This is a genomic window from Hydrogenophaga sp. FW305-3-2-15-A-LB1 (genome assembly GCF_058787875.1).
Map to the genome: position 1 here is coordinate 25007 of NZ_JBYTAE010000022.1, position 19419 is coordinate 44425.

At 66.2% G+C, this 19419-nt stretch carries 21 protein-coding genes; 15 read left to right on the forward strand and 6 right to left on the reverse strand.

Annotation, left to right across the window (positions count from 1 at the left end):
* Nucleotides 1–85 precede the first annotated feature (85 nt).
* Nucleotides 86–1105: a bile acid:sodium symporter family protein gene (locus AC3WPZ_RS08895; protein ID WP_382323472.1), complete on the forward strand. Its 1020-nt coding sequence runs from the start codon at nucleotides 86–88 to the stop codon at nucleotides 1103–1105.
* Here the strand turns inward: AC3WPZ_RS08895 and AC3WPZ_RS08900 are convergent.
* Nucleotides 1095–1946: an alpha/beta hydrolase gene (locus AC3WPZ_RS08900; protein WP_444688354.1), complete on the reverse strand. Its 852-nt coding sequence runs from the start codon at nucleotides 1944–1946 to the stop codon at nucleotides 1095–1097. The two genes, AC3WPZ_RS08895 and AC3WPZ_RS08900, sit on opposite strands and share 11 nt — an antisense overlap.
* Nucleotides 1947–2072: 126 nt before the next feature.
* Between AC3WPZ_RS08900 and AC3WPZ_RS08905 the strand changes: the two genes are divergently transcribed.
* The 12 genes from AC3WPZ_RS08905 (at nucleotide 2073) to otnI (ending at nucleotide 12567) form a co-directional block, all read left to right on the forward strand.
* Nucleotides 2073–2861, forward strand: coding sequence for a FadR/GntR family transcriptional regulator (locus AC3WPZ_RS08905; protein WP_382323474.1), 789 nt, complete (start codon nucleotides 2073–2075; stop codon nucleotides 2859–2861).
* A gap of 80 nt (nucleotides 2862–2941) precedes the next feature.
* Entirely contained in the window at nucleotides 2942–3376 is a 435-nt protein-coding gene (locus AC3WPZ_RS08910; RefSeq protein WP_382323475.1) for a VOC family protein, read from the forward strand.
* Nucleotides 3376–4470, forward strand: coding sequence for an ABC transporter ATP-binding protein (locus AC3WPZ_RS08915; RefSeq protein ID WP_444688353.1), 1095 nt, complete (start codon nucleotides 3376–3378; stop codon nucleotides 4468–4470). The genes AC3WPZ_RS08910 and AC3WPZ_RS08915 overlap by 1 nt, the downstream gene beginning before the upstream one ends.
* Nucleotides 4471–4493: 23 nt before the next feature.
* A complete protein-coding gene (locus tag AC3WPZ_RS08920; RefSeq protein WP_382327257.1) occupies nucleotides 4494–5828 on the forward strand; it encodes an ABC transporter substrate-binding protein in 1335 nt (444 codons plus the stop codon).
* A 12-nt stretch (nucleotides 5829–5840) separates the two neighbouring features.
* The gene (locus AC3WPZ_RS08925; RefSeq protein ID WP_382323478.1) at nucleotides 5841–6731 is read left to right on the forward strand and encodes a carbohydrate ABC transporter permease; all 891 of its coding nucleotides are present in this window, start codon (nucleotides 5841–5843) and stop codon (nucleotides 6729–6731) included.
* On the forward strand, nucleotides 6728–7561 hold the full coding sequence (locus AC3WPZ_RS08930) for a carbohydrate ABC transporter permease (protein WP_444688352.1): 834 nt from the start codon (nucleotides 6728–6730) through the stop codon (nucleotides 7559–7561). Before AC3WPZ_RS08925 ends, AC3WPZ_RS08930 begins: the two co-directional genes overlap by 4 nt.
* A 28-nt stretch (nucleotides 7562–7589) precedes the next feature.
* Nucleotides 7590–8183, forward strand: a complete 594-nt coding sequence (locus AC3WPZ_RS08935; protein WP_382323480.1) for a cupin domain-containing protein — start codon at nucleotides 7590–7592, stop codon at nucleotides 8181–8183.
* Nucleotides 8184–8202: 19 nt separating this feature from the next.
* A complete protein-coding gene (locus AC3WPZ_RS08940) occupies nucleotides 8203–8916 on the forward strand; it encodes an alpha/beta fold hydrolase (protein ID WP_382323481.1) in 714 nt (237 codons plus the stop codon).
* A 20-nt stretch (nucleotides 8917–8936) separates the two neighbouring features.
* Nucleotides 8937–9827, forward strand: coding sequence for an L-threonate dehydrogenase (ltnD, locus tag AC3WPZ_RS08945; protein WP_492439249.1), 891 nt, complete (start codon nucleotides 8937–8939; stop codon nucleotides 9825–9827).
* Nucleotides 9824–11092, forward strand: coding sequence for a 3-oxo-tetronate kinase (gene otnK / locus AC3WPZ_RS08950; RefSeq protein WP_444688351.1), 1269 nt, complete (start codon nucleotides 9824–9826; stop codon nucleotides 11090–11092). Before ltnD ends, otnK begins: the two co-directional genes overlap by 4 nt.
* Nucleotides 11089–11751, forward strand: coding sequence for a class II aldolase/adducin family protein (locus AC3WPZ_RS08955; RefSeq protein ID WP_382323484.1), 663 nt, complete (start codon nucleotides 11089–11091; stop codon nucleotides 11749–11751). The genes otnK and AC3WPZ_RS08955 overlap by 4 nt, the downstream gene beginning before the upstream one ends.
* Before the next feature lie 12 nt (nucleotides 11752–11763).
* Nucleotides 11764–12567: a 2-oxo-tetronate isomerase gene (gene otnI / locus AC3WPZ_RS08960; protein ID WP_492439252.1), complete on the forward strand. Its 804-nt coding sequence runs from the start codon at nucleotides 11764–11766 to the stop codon at nucleotides 12565–12567.
* A gap of 22 nt (nucleotides 12568–12589) precedes the next feature.
* Here the strand turns inward: otnI and AC3WPZ_RS08965 are convergent, their stop codons facing one another.
* Nucleotides 12590–14044: a sulfatase family protein gene (locus AC3WPZ_RS08965; protein ID WP_492439254.1), complete on the reverse strand. Its 1455-nt coding sequence runs from the start codon at nucleotides 14042–14044 to the stop codon at nucleotides 12590–12592.
* The gene (locus AC3WPZ_RS08970; RefSeq protein WP_444688349.1) at nucleotides 14044–14985 is read right to left on the reverse strand and encodes a Bug family tripartite tricarboxylate transporter substrate binding protein; all 942 of its coding nucleotides are present in this window, start codon (nucleotides 14983–14985) and stop codon (nucleotides 14044–14046) included. The genes AC3WPZ_RS08965 and AC3WPZ_RS08970 overlap by 1 nt, the downstream gene beginning before the upstream one ends.
* A 164-nt stretch (nucleotides 14986–15149) precedes the next feature.
* Between AC3WPZ_RS08970 and AC3WPZ_RS08975 the strand changes: the two genes are divergently transcribed.
* Entirely contained in the window at nucleotides 15150–16085 is a 936-nt protein-coding gene (locus AC3WPZ_RS08975) for a LysR family transcriptional regulator (protein WP_382327253.1), read from the forward strand.
* A gap of 14 nt (nucleotides 16086–16099) precedes the next feature.
* Here the strand turns inward: AC3WPZ_RS08975 and AC3WPZ_RS08980 are convergent, their stop codons facing one another.
* The 3 genes from AC3WPZ_RS08980 to AC3WPZ_RS08990 are packed head-to-tail and all read right to left on the reverse strand — an operon-like array spanning nucleotide 16100 to nucleotide 18352.
* A complete protein-coding gene (locus AC3WPZ_RS08980) occupies nucleotides 16100–16405 on the reverse strand; it encodes a YciI family protein (protein ID WP_382325486.1) in 306 nt (101 codons plus the stop codon).
* Between the two features lie 32 nt (nucleotides 16406–16437).
* Nucleotides 16438–17292, reverse strand: coding sequence for an isocitrate lyase/PEP mutase family protein (locus AC3WPZ_RS08985; protein ID WP_444688348.1), 855 nt, complete (start codon nucleotides 17290–17292; stop codon nucleotides 16438–16440).
* 43 nt (nucleotides 17293–17335) lie between these two features.
* Nucleotides 17336–18352: a Bug family tripartite tricarboxylate transporter substrate binding protein gene (locus AC3WPZ_RS08990; protein WP_444688347.1), complete on the reverse strand. Its 1017-nt coding sequence runs from the start codon at nucleotides 18350–18352 to the stop codon at nucleotides 17336–17338.
* Between the two features lie 153 nt (nucleotides 18353–18505).
* Between AC3WPZ_RS08990 and AC3WPZ_RS08995 the strand changes: the two genes are divergently transcribed.
* Entirely contained in the window at nucleotides 18506–19390 is an 885-nt protein-coding gene (locus AC3WPZ_RS08995; protein ID WP_382323489.1) for a LysR family transcriptional regulator, read from the forward strand.
* The last annotated feature ends 29 nt before the right edge of the window (nucleotides 19391–19419 follow it).

A 19419-nucleotide genomic window follows, 5' to 3' on the forward strand; every position in this document is an offset into this window, starting at 1 on the left:
CGATAAATTCATTTTACTGTCGTCGGCGGCTGCGGTTCAATGGCCGTCCCACCGATTGACACGCGCGACGCCGCGCGCCCCTGCCATGGCCCGTTCCCGGCTGCTGCCCGACAACTTCACGCTGTACCTCGTTGCGACCGTCGTTCTGGCCAGCCTGTTGCCGGCCCGAGGCGGGTTCGCCCAGGCGCTGAGCTGGGCCACCACGGTGGCGGTGAGCCTGCTTTTCTTTCTGCACGGAGCGAAGCTCTCGCGAGCGGCCATCTGGGCGGGCATCGGGCACTGGCGCCTGCAGCTGATGGTGGTGTCCACCACCTTCGTGCTGTTTCCCTTGCTCGGCTGGGTGCTGGCGCCGCTGTTGCGGCCGCTGGTGACGCCCCACCTCTACATGGGCATCCTGTACTTGTGCGCGCTGCCCGCCACGGTCCAGTCGGCGATCGCGTTCGCCTCCATGGCGCGCGGCAACATTCCCGCGGCCGTCTGCAGCGCCTCGGCCTCGACCTTGCTGGGCGTGGTTCTCACGCCCCTCGTGCTCGGTCTGCTGCTGACGCACAACGCCGCCATGGGCGATCCCTTGCAGGCCGTGGGCCGCATCAGCGTGCAACTCCTGCTGCCCTTCATTGCCGGCCATCTGATGCGGCCCTGGGTGTCGGGTTTCCTGCAGCGCCGCGCCTCCATCATGAAAGTGGTGGACCAGGGCTCCATCCTGCTGGTGGTGTACGCGGCGTTCAGCCACGCCGTCATCGCCGGGTTGTGGTCGCAACTGCCGCTGACGGCCCTGCTGGGCCTGCTGGCCGTGTGCGCGGTGCTGCTGGCGCTGGTGCTCACGCTCACGGTCTGGGGCAGCCGCCGGCTGGGCTTCTCGAAGGAAGACGAGATCGCCATCGTCTTCTGCGGATCGACCAAGAGCCTGATCAGCGGCGTGCCCATGGCCAACGTGCTGTTTGCCGCGCCCGTGGCGGGCGCGATCGTGTTGCCGCTGATGGTGTTTCACCAGATGCAGCTGATGGTGTGCGGGGTGATGGCGCAGCGGTATGCGCGCCGGCAGGGCGATCAGGCCACGGCGGTCGAGGGCCTCACCCCGTCAGCGCCGGCGCTCAGGCGCTGAGGGGCTTGCGCGCGCCGTAGTCGCCCCGAAGAACACGCTCGAACCAGTCGCGGATCTGCTCCCCCAGATCGTTGCAGGCGGTGTTGAACTGGGCCACGGCGCTGACGTGGTTGTGGTCCATGAGCTGGATGACGCGGGGCATGGGGCCCTTTTGGCGGTCCGCCACCGTCGCCAGGCGGTGCGCCAGATCGAGCGCATAAAAATCCAGCAACGGGTTCTCGTACTGGGCCAGGGCGATCAGGGTGGGCGGCGCGTCCGGCCGCGCCAGGCCGATCGGCTCGCGCCCCGCGTACAGGGATGGGTCCTCGCCGTAGTACGCGCGCACGCCGTGGGCGTTGGGGTTGTCGGCGCGGGTGTCGGCCACCACGCGCGGGCTCAGCAGCACGAGGCCGGCGACGGGCAGTCCCTCCGGCGGCCGCACCCGGTCGTCCCAGACCGCGCTGGCGCAGTGGGCGCAGGCCGCGGAGTGCCCCATCAGGAAGATCCGTTTCGGGTCGCCTCCCCACTGCCCGGCATGCCGGGCGATCCACAGGAGCGCGTCCCGGACGTCTTGCGCCCCCGCCGGCCAGCTGGCCTGCGGGGCGAGGCGGTATTCGACGTTGAACGCCAGAAAACCCTGTCTGGCGAACTCCGCGGGGACGTTGGCATGGATCCAGGGCGTCTGGTCCTTGTCGCCGCGCACGAACGCCCCGCCATGAACGAACACCAGAATGGGCAGGTCGCTCGCGCCCTGCGGTGCGAACACATCGAGCACCTGGCGCGCGTGCGGCCCGTACGGCACGTCCCTCAAGGTGGGTTCGATGGCGTTGGCGCGCAGCAGCGGTGCCCACGCTTCGAACATGGCGTCCCGCCCGGCCGTGATGTCCAGGTGCCAGCGAGGCCCCCAATATTGCAACGCGGCGAGGAGATCGGGGGTTAAAGTTCGGCCCATGCGATAAAGTCGTAGTATGAATATTGGAGGCCCATTATGTCCGTCACGCCGCACTTTCCCGCCATCGCACCCAGTGCCCGGCTTTCCGAGCGGGTGGCCGATGCGTTGACGGCGGAAATCCGTTCGGGGCGGCTGCGCCCCGGCGACAAGCTGCCGACCGAGCCCGAACTGGCGGAGCAGTTCTCCGTCAGTCGCACCGTCGTGCGTGAGGCGGTGTCGCGCATGAAGTCGGTGGGCCTGGTGGATTCGCGCCAGGGCAGTGGTGTGTATGTGCTGGAGGCCACCATTCCGCCGCTGAGCTTCGACGCGAGCTATGCGGTGTCGAAAGAAGCGGTCATTCAGATGGTCGAAGTCCGACGCGCGCTGGAAGCCGAGGTGGCCGGCCTGGCGGCGCAGCGCCGCACGGCGGCGGACGTCCGGCAGATCCGGCAGGCCATCGCGACCCTGGACAAGGCGGTGGAGGCGGGCGGCGACGGGGTGCAGGAAGACGTCGCGTTTCACCGCGCCATCGCCGATGCGGCGAGCAACCCCTTTCTTCTGAGCACGCTGCAGTACCTCAGCCGGTTCCTCCATGGGGCCACGCGCGTGACACGCGCCAACGAGGCCCGGCGCGGCGATTTCGCGCGCCAGGTGAAGGAAGAGCATCAGGCCATTCTGGCGGCCATCGAGGCCAGCGACCCCGCCGCGGCCCGGGCGGCCGCCTTCGACCACATGAACAACGCCATCCGCCGCATCGAGGAAGCCGACCCCGCGTTCTGGCGCCAGGAGGGCGCCGTGTTGGCCCGGGTGCTGATGAGCGGCCTGGCGCCCGACGCGTCCCCCTAAGCTCGACTAAGGGATAACCATGATGTCGATGGCGGTCCAAAGTCATATGATGACCATATCAATATCCCGCGAGGTGTGACATGCACATCCAGCACATCGACCATTTCACCCTGCGCGTGCACGAGGACCGGCTGCCGGAATTGCGGGATTTCTACGTCCGCGTGCTCGGGCTGCGTGAGGGCGATCGCCCGGCGTTTCCGTTCCCTGGGCACTGGCTGTACGCGGACCAGCAGGCCCTGGTGCATCTCGCCGGCAACGCGCCTCCGGGTGAATCCGAACCTTGCGGCGCCTTGCCCACCGGCAAGCTCAATCACGTCTCGTTGCGCGCCACGGGGCTGAAGGAAACCCGCGAGCACCTGGCGGCGCAAGACGTCGACTGGATGGAGGCGCCCGTGCCCGGCATGCCCTTGCACCAGGTGTTTCTGCACGACCCGGTGGGGCTGAAGATCGAACTCACCTTTCACTCGGCCGAGCTCACGCTGGCCGGCCCCTCGACCCGACCCGCTGCGCACTGATGTCCTATTTGCAACTTCAAAAAATCGCCAAACGTTTTGGTGATGTCCAGGTGGTCCAGGAAATGGACCTGAGCGCCGCCGCCGGCGAATTCATCGTGCTGGTGGGGGCGTCGGGCTGTGGCAAGTCGACCACCTTGCGCATGATTGCCGGCCTGGAGTCGCCCACGTCGGGGCGCATCCTGATCGATGGCCGCGATGTGACCGCCGCCACGCCCGCCGACCGCGACATCGCCATGGTGTTCCAGAACTACGCGCTGTATCCGCACATGGACGTCGCGCAGAACATGAGCTTTGCGCTGGAGCTGGCCGGCACGCCGAAGTCCGTTATCGCGCAGCGGGTGGACGCGGCGGCCCAGGTGCTGAACATCCAGCACCTGCTGGGCCGCAAGCCCAAGGAGCTCTCCGGCGGCCAACGCCAGCGGGTGGCCATGGGGCGCGCGATCGTGCGCGAGCCCAAGGTCTTTCTGTTCGACGAGCCGCTGTCCAACCTGGATGCCAAGCTGCGTGGCCACATGCGCATCGAAATCGCGATGTTGCACCGCCGGCTCGGCAAGACGACGGTGTATGTCACGCACGACCAGATCGAGGCGATGACGCTGGCCGATCGCATCGTGGTGATGGACCAGGGGTGCATCCAGCAGATGGGAAGTCCCGACGAGGTCTTCAACCGCCCGCTCAACCGCTTCGTGGCGGGTTTCATCGGCAGTCCGACCATGAACTTCCTGAACGCCACGGTCAGGCGCATCGACGGACAACTGCGCTTCGAGGGCGCCGGTTTCGGCGGCGAGGTGCCCGGGGCCATGGTGGCCGCGGCGCAAGGCTTCGTCGGCCAGCCGGTCGTGCTGGGCATCCGCCCCCAGTCCATCCGGCTCGGTGCCAGCGATCAGGGCCTGGGATTCTCCCTGCGGGTCCATGTCTGCGAGTACCTGGGCACCGAGAGCGTGCTCAGCGGTTCGCTCCAGGACGAGGCCGTCACCTTGACCGCGCCGGGCAATCACATGGGGCTCATCGGTCAGACGGTTCCTGTCCATGTTTCGCTCGAAAGCCTCTACGCCTTTGAACCGGGCGAGCACGGCCGATCCCTCGGCCTTTGATTCAACCAACCGGAGACACCAGCATGAAAAGACGTCAACTGCTTCAAGGGGCCGCCGCAAGCGCGGCCCTGGGACCCTGGGTGCACACGCTGGCACAGGACCGCTACGCCAAGTACAAGGGCCAGACCATCGTCGTCAACTACCCGGCGCATCCCCATTACGACCAGGCCGAGAAGCTGTTCGCCGAATTCACGGCCGAGACCGGGATCAAGGTCGAGCGCGACAAGATGCAGTACCTGCGCATGAAGGACAAGCAGGTCCTCGAGATGGGCAAGCGGGGCAACGGCGACTACGACGTGGCGGTCTACGTCGTGATGTGGAAGACCGAATACGTCAAGAAGGACCTGCTGGAGCCGCTGGACGGCTACTTCGCCAACAAGGCCCTGGCCGACCCCGGCTGGGACCAGAAAGACATCATCGGAAAGTACTGGGAAACGAACGCGTTGGTGGGCGGGCCCAAGATGTACCTGCCCGGACCCGGTGCCCGGCCCTATGGCATTCCGTTCGGGGCCGAGACTGGCGTGCTGGCGTACCGCACGGACATCCTGGAAAAGCACAAGATCGCGGTGCCGAAAACCTACAACGACCTGCTGGCGGCTTGCCGCGTCATCAAGGACAAGGAAGGCATCGGTGGTCTCACCTCGCGCGGGCAGACCGGGCATCAGGTGACCGCCGCCTGGCTGCTGCACCTGACGCCCCATGGCGGTGAGGTGTTCGACAGCAACTGGCGGGCCGCGTTCAACAACGCGCAAGGCGTGCGCGCCGCCGAGATCCTCAAGGAAATCGTGGACACCGGTCCCGCCGGCATCCCGAGCTACGGCTTCGGCGAAATGCAGAACGCCTTCCTGCAGGGCCAGGCCGCGATGTACCTCGATTCGGTCGCCATCATGGGGCCCGTGCAGGACCCGGCGAAGAGCCGCATCGCCGGCAAGGTCGGCTACGCCGTGCACCCCAAGGGCACCCAGCATTCCGCTCAGAGCGGCGGCTTCGCCATGGCCATCCCGAAGAACGCCCGCAACAAGGACGCGGCCTTCCTCTTCATGCAATGGATGACCAGCAAGCAGGCGGATCTCAAGATCGCGATGTCGGGTGGCAACATCAACCGCTGGAGCACGCTGGACAACGCGGACGTCGGCAAGAAGTACGCCCTGGAGCTGCCGGCGCTGCGCGAGTCCCTGAAGATCGCCAACCCGGACTGGCGGCCGCTGATCCCCGAGTGGGACCACATCAGCCAGCAGATCATCGGGCAGGCCCTGCCGGACGTCATCACCGGCCGCAAGCCCGCCAAGCAGGCGCTGGATGCCGCCGTGAAAGCGGCCGAGGACGCCGTGCGCCAGGGCGGCTGGCTCAAGAGCTGAGGCAGGCGCCCGATGACATCCGCTCGCCTGGCGCGACTGACGCCTTACATCTACATCCTGCCGGCCGTGCTGGTCATGCTGGCGGGGTTGATGTACCCGATCCTGAGCGCGGTGCAGCTCAGCTTCTACGACTGGTCGCTGGGCACCGACTTCGAGACCGCCAGGTTCGTCGGCCTGGATGCCTTTGTCGAGATGCTGAAGTCCGAGCAGGTGTGGACGTCGATGGGCGTCACCGTCGCCTTCGTGCTGATCGCGGTGTCCGCGGAGCTCGTGCTGGGTGTCGCGCTCGCGCTGTTCCTGGAGAAGCCGGTGCGCGGCATGCGCTTCTTCCGCACGATCTTCGTGTTGCCCATGATGATCGCGCCGATCTGCGTGGGCCTCATCTGGCGCTACCTGTTCGATGCCAACTTCGGGCCCGTCAACCATGCTGTCTCGTGGATGGGGCTTTCGCCCCAGGCCTGGCTGGCCGATCCCGTGCTGGCGTTCACGGCCATGGTGGTCACCGACATCTGGCAATGGACGCCCTTCGTGCTCATCATGGTGCTGGCCGGGCTGCAGGGCCTGGATGAAAGCGTCATGGAAGCGGCGCGCATCGACGGCGCGAACTGGTGGCAACAGATCGTCCGGGTGAAGCTGCCGATCCTCAAACCCATCCTGATCGTGACGCTGCTGGCGCGAATGATCGACGGATTCCGGGGCCTGGAGGTGATCTACGTCATGACCTTCGGCGGCCCTGGCCTGAGCACCGAGCTGTTCTCGCTGCACATCTTCAAGGCGGCCTTCATCAGCCAGAAGCTGGGCTATTCCTCGGCGTTGTCGATTCTCCTGCTGGTCATCGTCTCGGCTTTGTCCATCGCCATCCTGTTGATCTCCAATCCGCTGAAAACCAAGGCCCGTCGATGAGCAATCCCGAAACAGTGCCGCGCGGTTCCCCGCTGCACTACCTGATGTTGACGCTGCTGGCCACCTCGTGTCTTCTGCCGCTGGTCATCATGACGATGACGTCGTTGAAAACCGAGGCGCAGATCTTCGACACCCAGTGGTCGTGGCTGTTCGCGCCCACGCTGGACAACTACCGTTCGGTGGTTCAGGACAACCACATCGAGCGCTACATGCTCAACAGCCTGAAGGTGTCCCTGGCGGCGACGCTGATCACGCTGATGCTGGGCACGATGTGCGCCTACGCCATGGCCCGCTTCCGATTCCTGGGCCGCGAGCCGCTGAGCTATTCGACGCTGATCCTGCGCACGCTGCCGCCGGCCGTGCTGGCGGTGCCGGTGTTCGTCATCTGGTCCGCCTGGGGCATCGGTGACACGCTGTCCGGGGTGGTGCTTGTGTATGTCGCGCTGAACCTGCCGTTCACGATTTGGCTGCTGTATGGGTTCATCGACCAGCTGCCCATCGAACTGGAGGAGGCCGCGGCCATCGATGGTTGCGGCCCCTTCAAGGTGTTCTACAAGATCGTCCTGCCCTTGCTCAAGCCCGGTCTGGCGGCGGCGGCCATCTTCACCTTCCGCCTGGCCTGGAACGAGTTCATCCTGAGCTTCATCCTGACCAACCGGATCACGCGAACGCTGCCAGCGTCCATCTCCAACTACATCACCGACACCGGCGTGGAGTGGGGAAAGATCATGGCCGCGGGCGTGCTCATCGCACTGCCTCCGCTCATCTTCACCTTCGTCGCCGCCAAACAGATCATCACCGGTCTGACTGCGGGCGCCGTCAAAGGTTGACAGCCCAAAAACCTTGAAGGACCTCACCATGGACAGACAAGCATTGATCGATTCCTGGGACGAGTACGTCGCTCCCTCCCAAGCCCTTTCTCCGGAAGAGATGGCCAGGCGCGTGGCCCGCTGGGGCGGCATTCCCGCCAGCCCGCGCGCCTTCGTCGACACCTACGTCAAGGGCCACGAGCGCACGCTGTACAGCGTGATCGGGTCCGGTGTCACCGACGACCCGAACTTCAAGCCCAGCATCGCCGCCGCCGAGAACTTCCACGTGGACTACATCGTGGCTCCCCAAGGCTGCGGCGCGGCCATGCACTGGCACGACAGCGAAGAGGTGTTCGTCGTGCAGGCCGGTCGCTGGGAGGTCGACTGGATCGATGGCGCCACGGGCAAGACGCATACCGTCACGCTGGGTCCACGCGACACCATCAGCGTACCGCCCTTCGTCCACCGCGCGTTCCGCAGCCTGGACGGTGAAGACCCGGTGACCGGTGGCATGCTGGTCTCCATCCTGGGGGGCAAGACGCCGGGCCGGGTCAAGTGGGACGCCGCGCTGGCCGAGAAGGCCAAGGCCGTGGGGGCGGGTTTCAGCCCCGATGGCATGGCCGCGCAGGCTCAGGATGTCTGATCGCGAGGTCGTGACGCCCATGCAATCGACGCACGAAGGCCCCGTGGTGTTGGTGCACGGTGCATGGCACGGTGGCTGGTGCTGGCAGGAAGTCGCCCGCAAGCTGGAGCAGCGTGGGCGCCGGACCTTCGCGCCCACGCTGAGCGGCCTGGCCCATCGGCGCGCCGAACTCAGCCGCGAGATCAGCGCCGACACCCATGTGAACGATGTGGCGCAGCTCATCGAAGCGCTTGACCTGCAACACGTGACCCTGGTGCTGCATTCCTATGCCGGCCTGCTCGGCCCGGCCCTGCTGCACCGCCTGGGTTCGCGCCTGGCCGAGATCGCCTGGCTGGAAGCCGTGATTCCCACGCCGGGCCAGGCCATGCTGGAACTCACCACGCCCGAGGCGGCCGAGCGCTATGTCAAGGCCGCCGCCACGCAGGGCGAAGGTTGGTGGATGCCATTGCCCGACGTCGCGCAGTTTCAACTGCCCTCGCCGGAGATGGCGCAGGCGGTGGCCCGCCAGCTCACACCGCAGCCGTTTCGCACCTTCTCGGAACCCGTCACCGTGCCCCAGGCCGACGTGACCGCCTTTCCCGGGCGGTATCTGCTGGCCAGTGACCGGAACCCACAGCCCTATCTCCGGTACGCCGCCGTGGCGAGCGCCGCGGGATGGCCTGTGATCCAGGCGCCGGGCGGTCATCTGATGATGTTGACGAACAGCGATGCCGTCGTCGATTTCCTGACTTGAACCCTTCTGAAAGAACTGAAATGAGCCATGTTGGCGTGGTGGGACTGGGCGCGATGGGCCTTGGCATGGCGAAGTCGCTTCGCCGCGCGGGCTTCGCGCTGCAGGTGTTTGATGTGCGCTCGGACGTGGCGCTGGCGTTCGCCAGCGACGGTGGCACCGCTTGCGCGACGCTGGCCGAACTGGGGGCCGCCAGCGACGTGGTGATCTCGGTCGTCGTCAACGCCGCGCAGACCGAGAGCGTCCTGTTCGGGGCCGACGGGGTGGCGGCCACCATGAAGGCCGGCAGTGTCTTTGTCATGTGCTCCACCGTGGACCCCAAGGTCTCGCAGGATTTCGAGGAGCGTCTGGCGCGCAGCGGCATCCTTTACATCGACGCCCCCATCTCCGGTGGTGCGGCCAAGGCCGCCAGCGGCGAAATGACCATGATGACCTCGGCCCGGCCCGAAGCCTATGCCAAGGCGGATGCCGTGCTCGACGCGATCGCGGGCAAGGTGTACCGCCTGGGGAACCGTGCCGGCGCGGGCAGCAAGGTCAAGGTCATCAACCAGCTCCTGGCGGGGGTGCACATCGCCGCGGCGGCCGAAGCCATGGCGCTGGGGCTGCGGGAAGGCGTGGATCCCGACGCGCTGTACGAGGTCATCACGCACAGCGCGGGCAACAGCTGGATGTTCGAGAACCGCATGGCCCATGTGCTCGCGGGCGACTACACGCCGTTGTCGGCGGTCGACATCTTCGTGAAGGACCTCGGCCTGGTGCTGGACATGGCCCGCTCCAGCAAGTTTCCCCTGCCGCTGTCCTCGACCGCGCACCAGATGTTCATGCAAGCCTCGACCGCCGGTTTCGCGAGAGAGGACGACAGCGCCGTGATCAAGATCTTTCCCGGCATCGAACTGCCGGTCAGCCCGTCATGACGCTCTTGCTGGGCTGCATCGCAGACGATTTCACCGGGGCGAGCGATCTGGCGAACAACCTGGTGCGCGCCGGCATGCGGGTGGTTCAGACCATTGGCGTGCCTGCCGGGCCGCTCGGCGCCGAGGTGGATGCGGTGGTGATCGCGCTCAAGTCCCGAACGGTTCCGGCGCGCGAGGCCATCGAGCAGTCGCTGGCGGCCTGGCGCTGGCTCCATGCGCAAGGCGCGGGCCAGATCTACTTCAAGTACTGCTCGACCTTCGACAGCACACCCGAGGGCAACATCGGACCGGTGACGGACGCGCTCATGGACGCCATGGGCTGCGATTTCACCATCGCCACACCGGCGTTCCCGGACAACGGACGGACGGTTTTCAAAGGCCATCTGTTTGTCGGTGACGCGCTGCTGAGCGACAGCGGCATGAAAAACCACCCGCTCACGCCGATGACCGATGCCAACCTGGTGCGGGTGCTGCAGGCGCAGTGCCGCCGCACGGTGGGGCTGATCGACTACCGCACCGTGGCGGCGGGCGCCGAAGCCGTGCGCACCAGGATCGAGGCGCTCAGGCGCGGCGGGGTGGGCATCGCGGTGGTCGACGCCTTGTCCAACGACGATCTCCTTCGCCTGGGGCCTGCGCTGGCGGATCTGCCGCTGCTCACCGCCGGGTCCGGCGTGGCCATCGGCCTGCCGCCCAACCATGGGCTGGCGCCATCGGCCCAGGCCAGTGCGCTGCCCGCGGCGGCAGGGTTGCGGGCCATCGTGTCCGGCAGCTGCTCTCAGGCCACCAACCAGCAGGTGGCGCATTTCATCGCGGCGGGTCAACCTGCCTTCGCGCTGGACCCCCTGCGCATCGCGGCCGGTGAAGACGTGGAAGGCGCCGCGCTCGACTGGGCCGCGCCGCTGCTGGCGCAAGGCGCCGGGCCCGTGCTGCTGTACTCCACGGCGGCCCCCGACTCGGTGGCCACCACCCAGCGCAGGCTCGGCGGCATGGAGGCGGGCGCGTTGGTCGAACAATGCATCGCCGGCATCGCGCGGCGGCTGGTCTCGCTGGGTGTGCGGCAGCTGGTCGTGGCCGGTGGCGAAACCTCCGGCGCCTGCGTGCAGGCGCTCGGCATTGTCCAGATGCAGATCGGGCCGCAGATCGACCCCGGGGTGCCCTGGTGCCATGCGACAAGCGATGACGGCGTGGGCCTGCATCTCACACTGAAGTCCGGTAACTTCGGCAGCGAGGATTTCTTCACCAAGGCCTTCCAGGTGCTGGCATGAACGAAGCCAACGCGCGGGAGGAGATCTGCCGCATCGGCGCCAGCCTGTTCGAGCGCGGGTACGTTCATGCCACGGCCGGCAACATCAGCGTGCGCCTGGACGACGGGTTCCTGATCACGCCGTCTGACGCCTGCCTGGGCTTTCTGGATCCGGCGCGGCTGGCGCGGCTCGATGGGAACCTGCGGCAAGTCAGCGGCGACCGCGCCAGCAAGACCATCGCGCTGCATGCGAGCATCTACCAGGCGGCCACCGTGTTCGATGCCGGCACGCAATGCGTCATCCACACGCATTCCACCCACTGCGTGGCCCTGACGCTGCACAGACCGTCGCCCGAACTGCTGCCGGCGCTCACACCGTACTTCGTGATGAAGGTGGGCCATGTGCCGGTGATCGACTACCGCCGCCCGGGCGCACCTGAGGCCGCCGATGAGGTCGCTCGGGTCATTGCGCGCTATGGCGCGCTCGGCACGCCGATCCGCGCCGTGATGCTGTCCCGGCTGGGCCCCAATGTCTGGCACGACACGCCCGGGGCCGCCATGGCGGCGCTGGAAGAGCTGGAGGAAACGGCCCGGCTGTTTCAGTTGGCTGGCGCCCACGCGGCGCCGCTCGACGCCTCACACATCGAAGAACTGCGCCGCCAATTTGGCGCCCGCTGGTAGGAGTCCGACCCCATGCCCCGTTTTGCCGCCAACCTCTCCATGCTCTACCCAGAGCTCGAATTTCTGGACCGATTCGAAGCCGCCGCGAAAGACGGATTCCAGGCGGTCGAGTACCTTTTCCCGTATGCCTACCCCGTGCAGGAACTGGCCGCCCGATTGAAGGCCAACGGGCTTCAACAGGTTCTCTTCAACATGCCGCCCGGCCACTGGGACGCGGGCGAGCGCGGCCTGGCCTCGCTGCCCGGCCGCCAGGCCGAGTTCCGGGCGGGTGTGCACCAGGCCCTCGAATACGCGGCGGCGCTGGACTGTCCCCGGTTGCATGCGATGGCCGGCCTGATGCCCGAGGGCGCACGGCGCGAAGATGTGCAGTCGGTCTACCTGGACAACCTGCGCTGGGCCGCCGAACAGGCGGCCCAGGTGGGGCGCGACGTGCTCATCGAGCCCATCAACCCACGGGACATTCCCCGCTTCTTCCTGAACCGCCAGGATCACGCGCACCAGATCGTCGAAACGATCGGGCTGTCGAACCTCAAGGTGCAGATGGACCTGTATCACTGCCAGATCGTCGAAGGCGATCTGGCCATGAAGCTGCGCCAGTACCTGCCGACCGGGCGCGTGGGCCACCTGCAGATCGCCGGCGTGCCGCAACGCCATGAACCCGACATCGGCGAAGTGAACTTTGCCTACCTGTTCGATCTGATCGACGAGATGGTCGCGGCAGGGCAGTGGGACGGCTGGATCGGTTGCGAGTACAGGCCTCGCCGAGGTGCCGTGGCCAACGGCACCTCGCCGGGCCTCCAGTGGATGCGCGCCTGATCCGTGGCGGCCAACGTGGACCTCAGGCCTGGTTGCCGATGAGTTGCACGGGCTCGCCGGGGATGGGCGTGTAGCTGCTGCCGCCTCTGGCCAGAATCTTTTCCGCGCCACCGTGGGCCTCGATGAGCGCTTGCTGGTCCCGCTTGGCCGCCAGGTCCGTGGCCTGCGGATCGCAGATGGCGTCCAGCGCTTGCCTGAACCCCGCGAGCACCGCCGCCATGGACGGCGATGTCCCGAGGTCCATCACCTCTTCGGGATCGGCCTCCAGATCGAACAGCTCGGGATCAAACCCCGTGTAGTGGATGTACTTGTATCGGCCCTGGCGCAGCATGTACGCCGCGCTCACCCCGCCGGCCGCGTGGTACTCGCTGAACACGATGCGCTGCGCGTCGCAGGGCGCATCCGCGATGTCGAAAATCGAGCGGCCGGGCAGGTGCGCCGGAACCAGGCCTTCCTGGCCCACGCATTGCAGGATGGAGGGGAAGAAGTCCACATGGGAGACGGGCGTCTTGACCCTGCGGCCCGCGGCGACACCCGGCCCCGATGAGATCAGGGGGACGCCAGCGGACTCCTCGTACATGGTCGATTTTCCCCACAGGGCGCGGGAACCCAGGTTGTCCCCGTGGTCGGAAAGAAAGACCACGCGCGTGTTGTGAGCCAGGCCCGTTTCCTCCAGTGCGTGGAGGATCTTCCCGACGTTCGCATCGAGGAAGGAGCAAAGACCCAGGTAGGACGCAATGGCCACGCGCCTTCTCTCGTCGCTTTCGAAGTACGAATCGAATCCGTAGCAGTCATTCCAGGCCTTGATCCACGGGTGCAGTGGAACGCGCTTGGTGGGTACCTGAATCCCGCTGACGGGGTACATCGCAAAGTACTCGGGTGGCGCGATCAGGGGCGAGTGAGGCGACATGAACGACGCGTACAAGACCCACGGCTTGTCGTGGGCGCGGCGCCCCGTGGTGCGCAACCAATCGATCGTCCGGGTGGTGATGTCCCGGTCGTAGCGCGTGTAGCTGCTTTCACCAGGGCCGATGCTGCGCGCCAGATCGGCGGATTGATGGCGGGTCGGCAAGGGGGACCGGATCAAGCCGTACAGATCACCCACACCGGCTTCGATGTGCATCGGAATGATCTGCTCGGTGAATCCGCCGTCGACGTCGTCACCGGTGTAGTGCAGCTTCCCGATGGACGTGACGGTATGGCCGGCATCGCGCAGCAGGTGCGACCAGCTCGGCATGTCGCCGTTGTAGGCGATCGCGTTGTCCCAGCATCGGTTGTCGTGGACGTATTGGCCGGTTGCGAACACCGCACGGGCGGGGACGCAGATGGGCGAGCTGGAGTAGGCGTTCTCGTAGACCGTTCCGCCTCTGGCGAGCCGATCCAGGTTCGGGGTCTTCACCAGGGGGTGGCCGTTGTAGCCGAGCACCTTCTTGTTGTGCTCGTCGTCCATGATGATGAGCAAATTCGGTTCGGTCATCACTCGGCCTTGAGTTTGTTGTCGGTGACGACTTTGGACCAGCGCAGGGTTTCCGAGGCCACCATCGCACCCAGCTGCGCCCCGGTGCCTGGCGCCGCCTCCGCGCCGCCTTTCTGGAACTGGCTCACCACCGCGGGCACCTGCAGCGATTTCTGCAGCGCGGCTTCCAGCACGGCGCGGATGGGCGAGGGCAGGTTGGCCGGGGCGAAGAGCGCGTGCCAGTTGTCGATGACAAAGTCGGGCAGGCCGGCCTCCGCCGCCGACGGCACCTCAGGCAGCGCCGATGAACGCTTCTCGGATGTCACGAACAGGGCATGAACCCGTTTGGATTGGGCCAATGCCGCCGCGGCGGGGATGCCGGCAAACGCCATGTTCACGTCGCCCGCGGACACCCCGACCATGGCCGCGCCGCCGCTCTTGTAGGGCACGTGCAGCATTTCGGCCCCCATCGATCGTTGCAGCAGGACGCCCGCCAGGTGCTGCGGACCACCCACGCCTGGAGAGGCGTATGTCAACTGCCCGGCGGGGCTCTGCCGGGCTTTCTCCTTGAGTTGCGCAAAGGTGGCGGCGCCCAGGTTCGGGGACGTCACCAGCACCAGAGGAACGGAGGCCACCATGCCGATGGGCGTGAAGCTCTTGTTCGGGTCGTACTTGACCGGGTAGAAGGAGGGCGCCAGCGCGACGTTCGACACGGTGCCCATGAGCAAGGTGTGGCCATCGGCCGGGGAGCCTGCCACCAGGGCCGCGCCAATCGTCCCTGCGGCGCCTGCCTTGTTCTCCACCACGACCGCCTGGCCCAGCAGCGGCGCCATCTCGTTGGCCACGGCTCGGGCCAGCGTGTCCGGCGCGCTGCCGGCCTCCGAGCCCACCACGATCCGGATCGCGCGGGACGGGTACTTGTCTTGCGCCAGCGCGGTGCCGACGACCAGGGTGACCGCCATCGCGAGAACGCATCGACGGTGTGCCCGGCCAGTTTTCATGAAAGCCATTCCTTGTCTCCTTCACCCACTCGGGTGTGTCTCTTTCGATGGGCATCATCGGTTTCTCATTGATGCCCGTAAAATGAAAATAATTGATTGTCTGATAACTGGTGGCTATGAGGAAGATGTCCGACCACAAGCAGATTGAACTGCTGATGAACCGCTTGCGGATGCGGCAACTCGCCCTTCTGCTGGCCATCGATGAGCATCGGACCTTGGGTGCGGCGGCATCCTCCTTGGGGATGACACAACCCGCGGCCACCAAGATGCTCCATGAGCTGGAGCAGTCTCTGGGGCAGCAGCTCTTTGAACGTGTGGGACGGACGATTCAGATGAACGCGGCCGGGCGGTGCGCGTTGCTGAGTTTTCGCGGCATGCGCGGCACGCTGGAACAACTCCACCGCGAATTGCATGAGCTGAAGCTGGGGAGTTCGGGCAGGGTGTCGGTGGGCAGCATCATGGCCGCGTCGCCCACCTACCTCACCGGCGCCATCGAAAAGCTGATGCGCGATCTTCCGCTGCTGTCCATCAACATCGCGGTTGGGACCAGCGATGAGCTGATGGGTCGGCTGGACGACGGGGAACTCGATGCGGTCATCGGCCGTGTTCCCCCCGGCGGCGGTGCGTACATCTTTCGGCCGCTGGCGGAGGAGGACATCGCCGTGGTGTGCGCGCCGGGCCATCCGCTGGCGAAGGTGCGCAACCCCTCGTTTGAACAGATCAGCCAGTTTCCCTGGGTGTTCCAGCAGGAAGGCTCACCCATGAGGGAGGTCGTCGCTCAGGAGTTCAGGGAACACCATGCCGCGCTTCCGCGCGGGCTTCTTGAAACGTCGTCCACGTTGATCACCGTGCATCTCATCTCCCGCACACAGATGATTTCGGCCTTGCCGCAGTCGGTCGCGAAAGGCTTCTCGAAGAAGGGGATGTTGGGGATCGTGAAGTACAGGATGCGCAACCGCCTGGCCTCCTACGGCAGCGTCACGCGAAGTGACCGCCCCATGTCCGAGCAGGCGGCGCACTTCCTTCAGCTGGTCCACAAGACGCCGCGTGCCGATTGGTAGCGCGCCTCAGGGGTTCAACCCAAAGGGGGATAGCCACACCGCTGCGGCCACAGGTTGTCGAACGCATGGACCGATGCGCTTGCGTAGAGGCCCGCCTGGGTGAACGGCTCGTTGCGCTGCCAGCGCATCGCTTCCTCGCGACTCTCGAAGTCGATGGCCAGCAGGCTGCCCACCATGGCGGCACCCTCGTCACTTGTCAGGGGGCCCGCAAATGCGATGCGATCGGCCACCTGGGCCAGGTACGCCTTGTGCGATGGCCGCATCGCCTCACGAAGCGCCGCAGCGCCGGGCCGATCCAGCAAGTGAAAAACAAAAATCATGATCGCCTTCTGCTTGTGGACCGCCGTCTTCTTTATCCGCCGTACCGGGATTCGATGTTCGACCAGCGATCGAACCCGACGATCGTCTTGTACTCCTCGAACCCAACGCCGGTGCCCACCAGCCTCAGCTCGCCGCTGCGGATGTCGGCAAGGCTTTCCTGCATGACGCGCACGCTGCGCATCAAGAGCGAAATGCCGTAGATGACGATGCGGAACCCGAGATCTTCCAGTTCCTGCGGGCGCAGGATCGGGGTGCGCCCCCCTTCGAGCATGTTGGCCATCAGGGGCACGCCTGCCAGGCGTCGGCCAATGAGCGCGAGTTCTTCCACCGACTCGGGGGCTTCGATGAACAGGCCGTCGGCACCCGCCTGGGCGTAGCGTTCGCCGCGTCGCAAGGCCTCGTCCATGCCGTAGACCTCGCGGGCATCGGTGCGGGCAATGATGAAGGTGCGGGGGTCGCGGCGTTGCTCCGCGGCGGCGCGGATGCGGCGCTCCATTTCCTCGCAGGGCAGGAGCTCCTTGCCGGCGATGTGGCCACACCGCTTGGGAGAGACCTGGTCTTCAAAGAACAGGGCCTGGGCGCCCATCTTCTCGTAGGTGTGCACCGCATGAACCACGTTCTTGACGTCGCCGTAGCCGTTGTCGACGTCCACCAGCACGGGCAGGTCGGACACCGCGAGGATGTCGCGCACGCCCGCACCGATTTCCCCCAGCGTGGCCAGGCCGATGTCGGGCAGGCCGAATCGAGCGCCGACCAGGGGGAAACCGCCAATGAAGTAGGCTTTGAAGCCCGCCTGCTGGATGAGCAGGGCGGAGATCGCATCGTGGGCTCCGGGGAGCACCAGCGGGCGTTCGCTGGCGACCAGATCGCGGAAGTGGAGGGGCATGGACGTGCTTGGTGTGGTCATGGCTTGAGCGGTACCTTCTTTTTCACTGTTCGATCTTGATGTTGCCCGTGGTGATGACCTTGGCCCATCGGCTGCCATCATCCCGAACGAGCTTCTCCAGGTCCTGCGGCGTGCCGCCCAAAGCCTCGGCGCCCTGGCGTTCAAACTGGGCTCGCAGGTCGGGGTCGCGCAGCGCCGCGTTGATGTGGCGATTGAGCTCCGCCACGATCTTCGGGGGGATCCCCGCCGGCCCCATGAGCGCGAACCACGTCGTGCCGTCGAAACCCGCGAATCCCGCCTCACGCATCGTCGGCAGATCGGGGGCCAACGGCGATCGTTCCGGGCTGCCGATGGCCAAGGCCTTGATCTTGCCGGCCTGCGCCTGGGGCAGGGCCCAGACGATGCTGTCGAAGGTGAAGTCGATCTGTCCGCTGTTGAGCTCGGGCAGGGCTTGAATGCCGGTCTTGTAGGGAATGTGCCGAGCGCGGATGCCCGCGCGCTGGACAAAGTCCGCCGCGATGAGGTGCGTGACGGTGCCACTCCCGCTGGACGAGTAGGTCAGTCCGCCTTCGCGGGAGGCCGCCAGTTGCGCCAGATCCTTGACGGTGGCGACCTTGAGTGCAGGACTGACCATGAGCACGTTGGGCGCCGAGGCGATGCGCGCGATCGCGGTGAAGTCCTTGATCGCGTCGTAGGGCAGCGGGCGCAGGTGGGGCAGCACCGCATGGGTGCTGCTTGTCGCCAGCAGGAACGTGGTGCCATCGGGCGCGGCCTTGGACACGGCCTGTGCGCCGATGGCGCCGGCCGCGCCCGCGCGGTTTTCAATGACGACGGTCTGTCCGACGAGCCCACCCAGCTTCTCTGCCAGGATGCGGGCGAGCGCATCGGTGCTGCCGCCCGCGCCGAACGGCACCACGATGCGAATGGGGCGATCGGGCCAATCGGCGGCCTGCGCGTGGCCACCCAGCAGTGCGCACAGCACGGCTGTGCAGAACACGGTGGCCAGGCTGCGCCTGCCTTTCGCCGCCGCTGGCGATGGAGGGTGGGTCTTGCGGTTCATGGCTGCTTGTCTCCAGGATGGGTGTTGGTCTGATATTCATGCGCACCATGAATAGACCTTCTTCAGAAGGTGCAGCCAATGTAGATATTTCGGAGAATACGGTCCAATGATGCTTTTCCATCTTCATCAATGAATGGAATGCATAATGGATTCATGGACCTTCGACGGCTCGATCTCAACCTGTTGGTGGTATTCGATGCGGTGCTCAGCGAACGCAGCGTCTCGCGCGCGGCGGACCGCCTGGCATTGACCCAACCGGCGGTGAGCCATGCGCTGACGCGTTTGCGCCAGGCCTGCGGCGACCAGATCGTTGTCCGGCGCGGGCACGCCATGGTGCCCACGCCCAAGGCCGTGGCCTTGCAGCAGGAAGTCCGGGCGATTCTGGTGCGGGCTCAGCGGGTGTTTGCGATGTCCAGCGCATTCGATCCCGCGCGCTCCCGGCGGCACTATCAGATCGGTTGCTCGGACCACGCCGCCGTCGCGATCCTCGAACCCGTGCTTGGCCGCATCCTTGCGCAGGCGCCTTTCGTGCGCATTCAACTGACGCACGTGGGGCGAACGCACGCGGCGGACATGATCCGATCCGGGGCGCTGGATCTGGCATTGGGTGTGCTCAACAGCGCCGACGATGCCATCGCCGTGAAGACCCTGAGGGAGGTTCCCTATGTCTGCGTCGCGCGCGCGGGCCATCCCGCCTTCAAGCGCCGACTCACCTTGGATCGGTATCTGGCGGCGGAGCACTTGCAGGTGCTGGTGCAGCCCGGGTCCTTCGGGGTCATCGACCAGACGCTGAGCCGCTTGGGGCAGGAGCGGAACATTCGGCTTGTCGCCGCTCATTTCGAGGCGGCACTGCGCCTGCTTCCATCGACCGACTTGATCCTGACCGTGCCGAAAGACCTCATCGCACGGCAGGAAGCGCGTTGGTCCCTGCAGGCCGTGCCATTCGCCTTGGAGCCCTTCCGGCATCAGATCGCGATGGGCCGGTCGTTCGCCGATGATCCTGGCACGTCTTGGTTGATCGACATGCTGTCTGCCTGAGTCTTCGGTCTCGCTGCGCCGATGTTCGT

Coding starts and splice junctions, on each gene's coding strand:
- AC3WPZ_RS08940 (WP_382323481.1), top strand. CDS start 8,203: ATGCAATCGACGCACGAAGGCCCCGTGGTGTTGGTGCACGGTGCATGG.
- AC3WPZ_RS08925 (WP_382323478.1), top strand. CDS start 5,841: ATGACATCCGCTCGCCTGGCGCGACTGACGCCTTACATCTACATCCTG.
- AC3WPZ_RS08985 (WP_444688348.1), bottom strand. CDS start 17,292: ATGCCCCTCCACTTCCGCGATCTGGTCGCCAGCGAACGCCCGCTGGTG.
- AC3WPZ_RS08975 (WP_382327253.1), top strand. CDS start 15,150: ATGTCCGACCACAAGCAGATTGAACTGCTGATGAACCGCTTGCGGATG.
- AC3WPZ_RS08910 (WP_382323475.1), top strand. CDS start 2,942: ATGCACATCCAGCACATCGACCATTTCACCCTGCGCGTGCACGAGGAC.
- AC3WPZ_RS08900 (WP_444688354.1), bottom strand. CDS start 1,946: ATGTTCGAAGCGTGGGCACCGCTGCTGCGCGCCAACGCCATCGAACCC.
- AC3WPZ_RS08965 (WP_492439254.1), bottom strand. CDS start 14,044: ATGACCGAACCGAATTTGCTCATCATCATGGACGACGAGCACAACAAG.
- AC3WPZ_RS08970 (WP_444688349.1), bottom strand. CDS start 14,985: ATGGCGGTCACCCTGGTCGTCGGCACCGCGCTGGCGCAAGACAAGTAC.
- AC3WPZ_RS08895 (WP_382323472.1), top strand. CDS start 86: ATGGCCCGTTCCCGGCTGCTGCCCGACAACTTCACGCTGTACCTCGTT.
- AC3WPZ_RS08955 (WP_382323484.1), top strand. CDS start 11,089: ATGAACGAAGCCAACGCGCGGGAGGAGATCTGCCGCATCGGCGCCAGC.
- AC3WPZ_RS08990 (WP_444688347.1), bottom strand. CDS start 18,352: ATGAACCGCAAGACCCACCCTCCATCGCCAGCGGCGGCGAAAGGCAGG.
- AC3WPZ_RS08980 (WP_382325486.1), bottom strand. CDS start 16,405: ATGATTTTTGTTTTTCACTTGCTGGATCGGCCCGGCGCTGCGGCGCTT.
- AC3WPZ_RS08920 (WP_382327257.1), top strand. CDS start 4,494: ATGAAAAGACGTCAACTGCTTCAAGGGGCCGCCGCAAGCGCGGCCCTG.
- AC3WPZ_RS08995 (WP_382323489.1), top strand. CDS start 18,506: ATGGACCTTCGACGGCTCGATCTCAACCTGTTGGTGGTATTCGATGCG.
- otnI (WP_492439252.1), top strand. CDS start 11,764: ATGCCCCGTTTTGCCGCCAACCTCTCCATGCTCTACCCAGAGCTCGAA.
- AC3WPZ_RS08905 (WP_382323474.1), top strand. CDS start 2,073: ATGTCCGTCACGCCGCACTTTCCCGCCATCGCACCCAGTGCCCGGCTT.
- AC3WPZ_RS08935 (WP_382323480.1), top strand. CDS start 7,590: ATGGACAGACAAGCATTGATCGATTCCTGGGACGAGTACGTCGCTCCC.
- AC3WPZ_RS08915 (WP_444688353.1), top strand. CDS start 3,376: ATGTCCTATTTGCAACTTCAAAAAATCGCCAAACGTTTTGGTGATGTC.
- ltnD (WP_492439249.1), top strand. CDS start 8,937: ATGAGCCATGTTGGCGTGGTGGGACTGGGCGCGATGGGCCTTGGCATG.
- AC3WPZ_RS08930 (WP_444688352.1), top strand. CDS start 6,728: ATGAGCAATCCCGAAACAGTGCCGCGCGGTTCCCCGCTGCACTACCTG.
- otnK (WP_444688351.1), top strand. CDS start 9,824: ATGACGCTCTTGCTGGGCTGCATCGCAGACGATTTCACCGGGGCGAGC.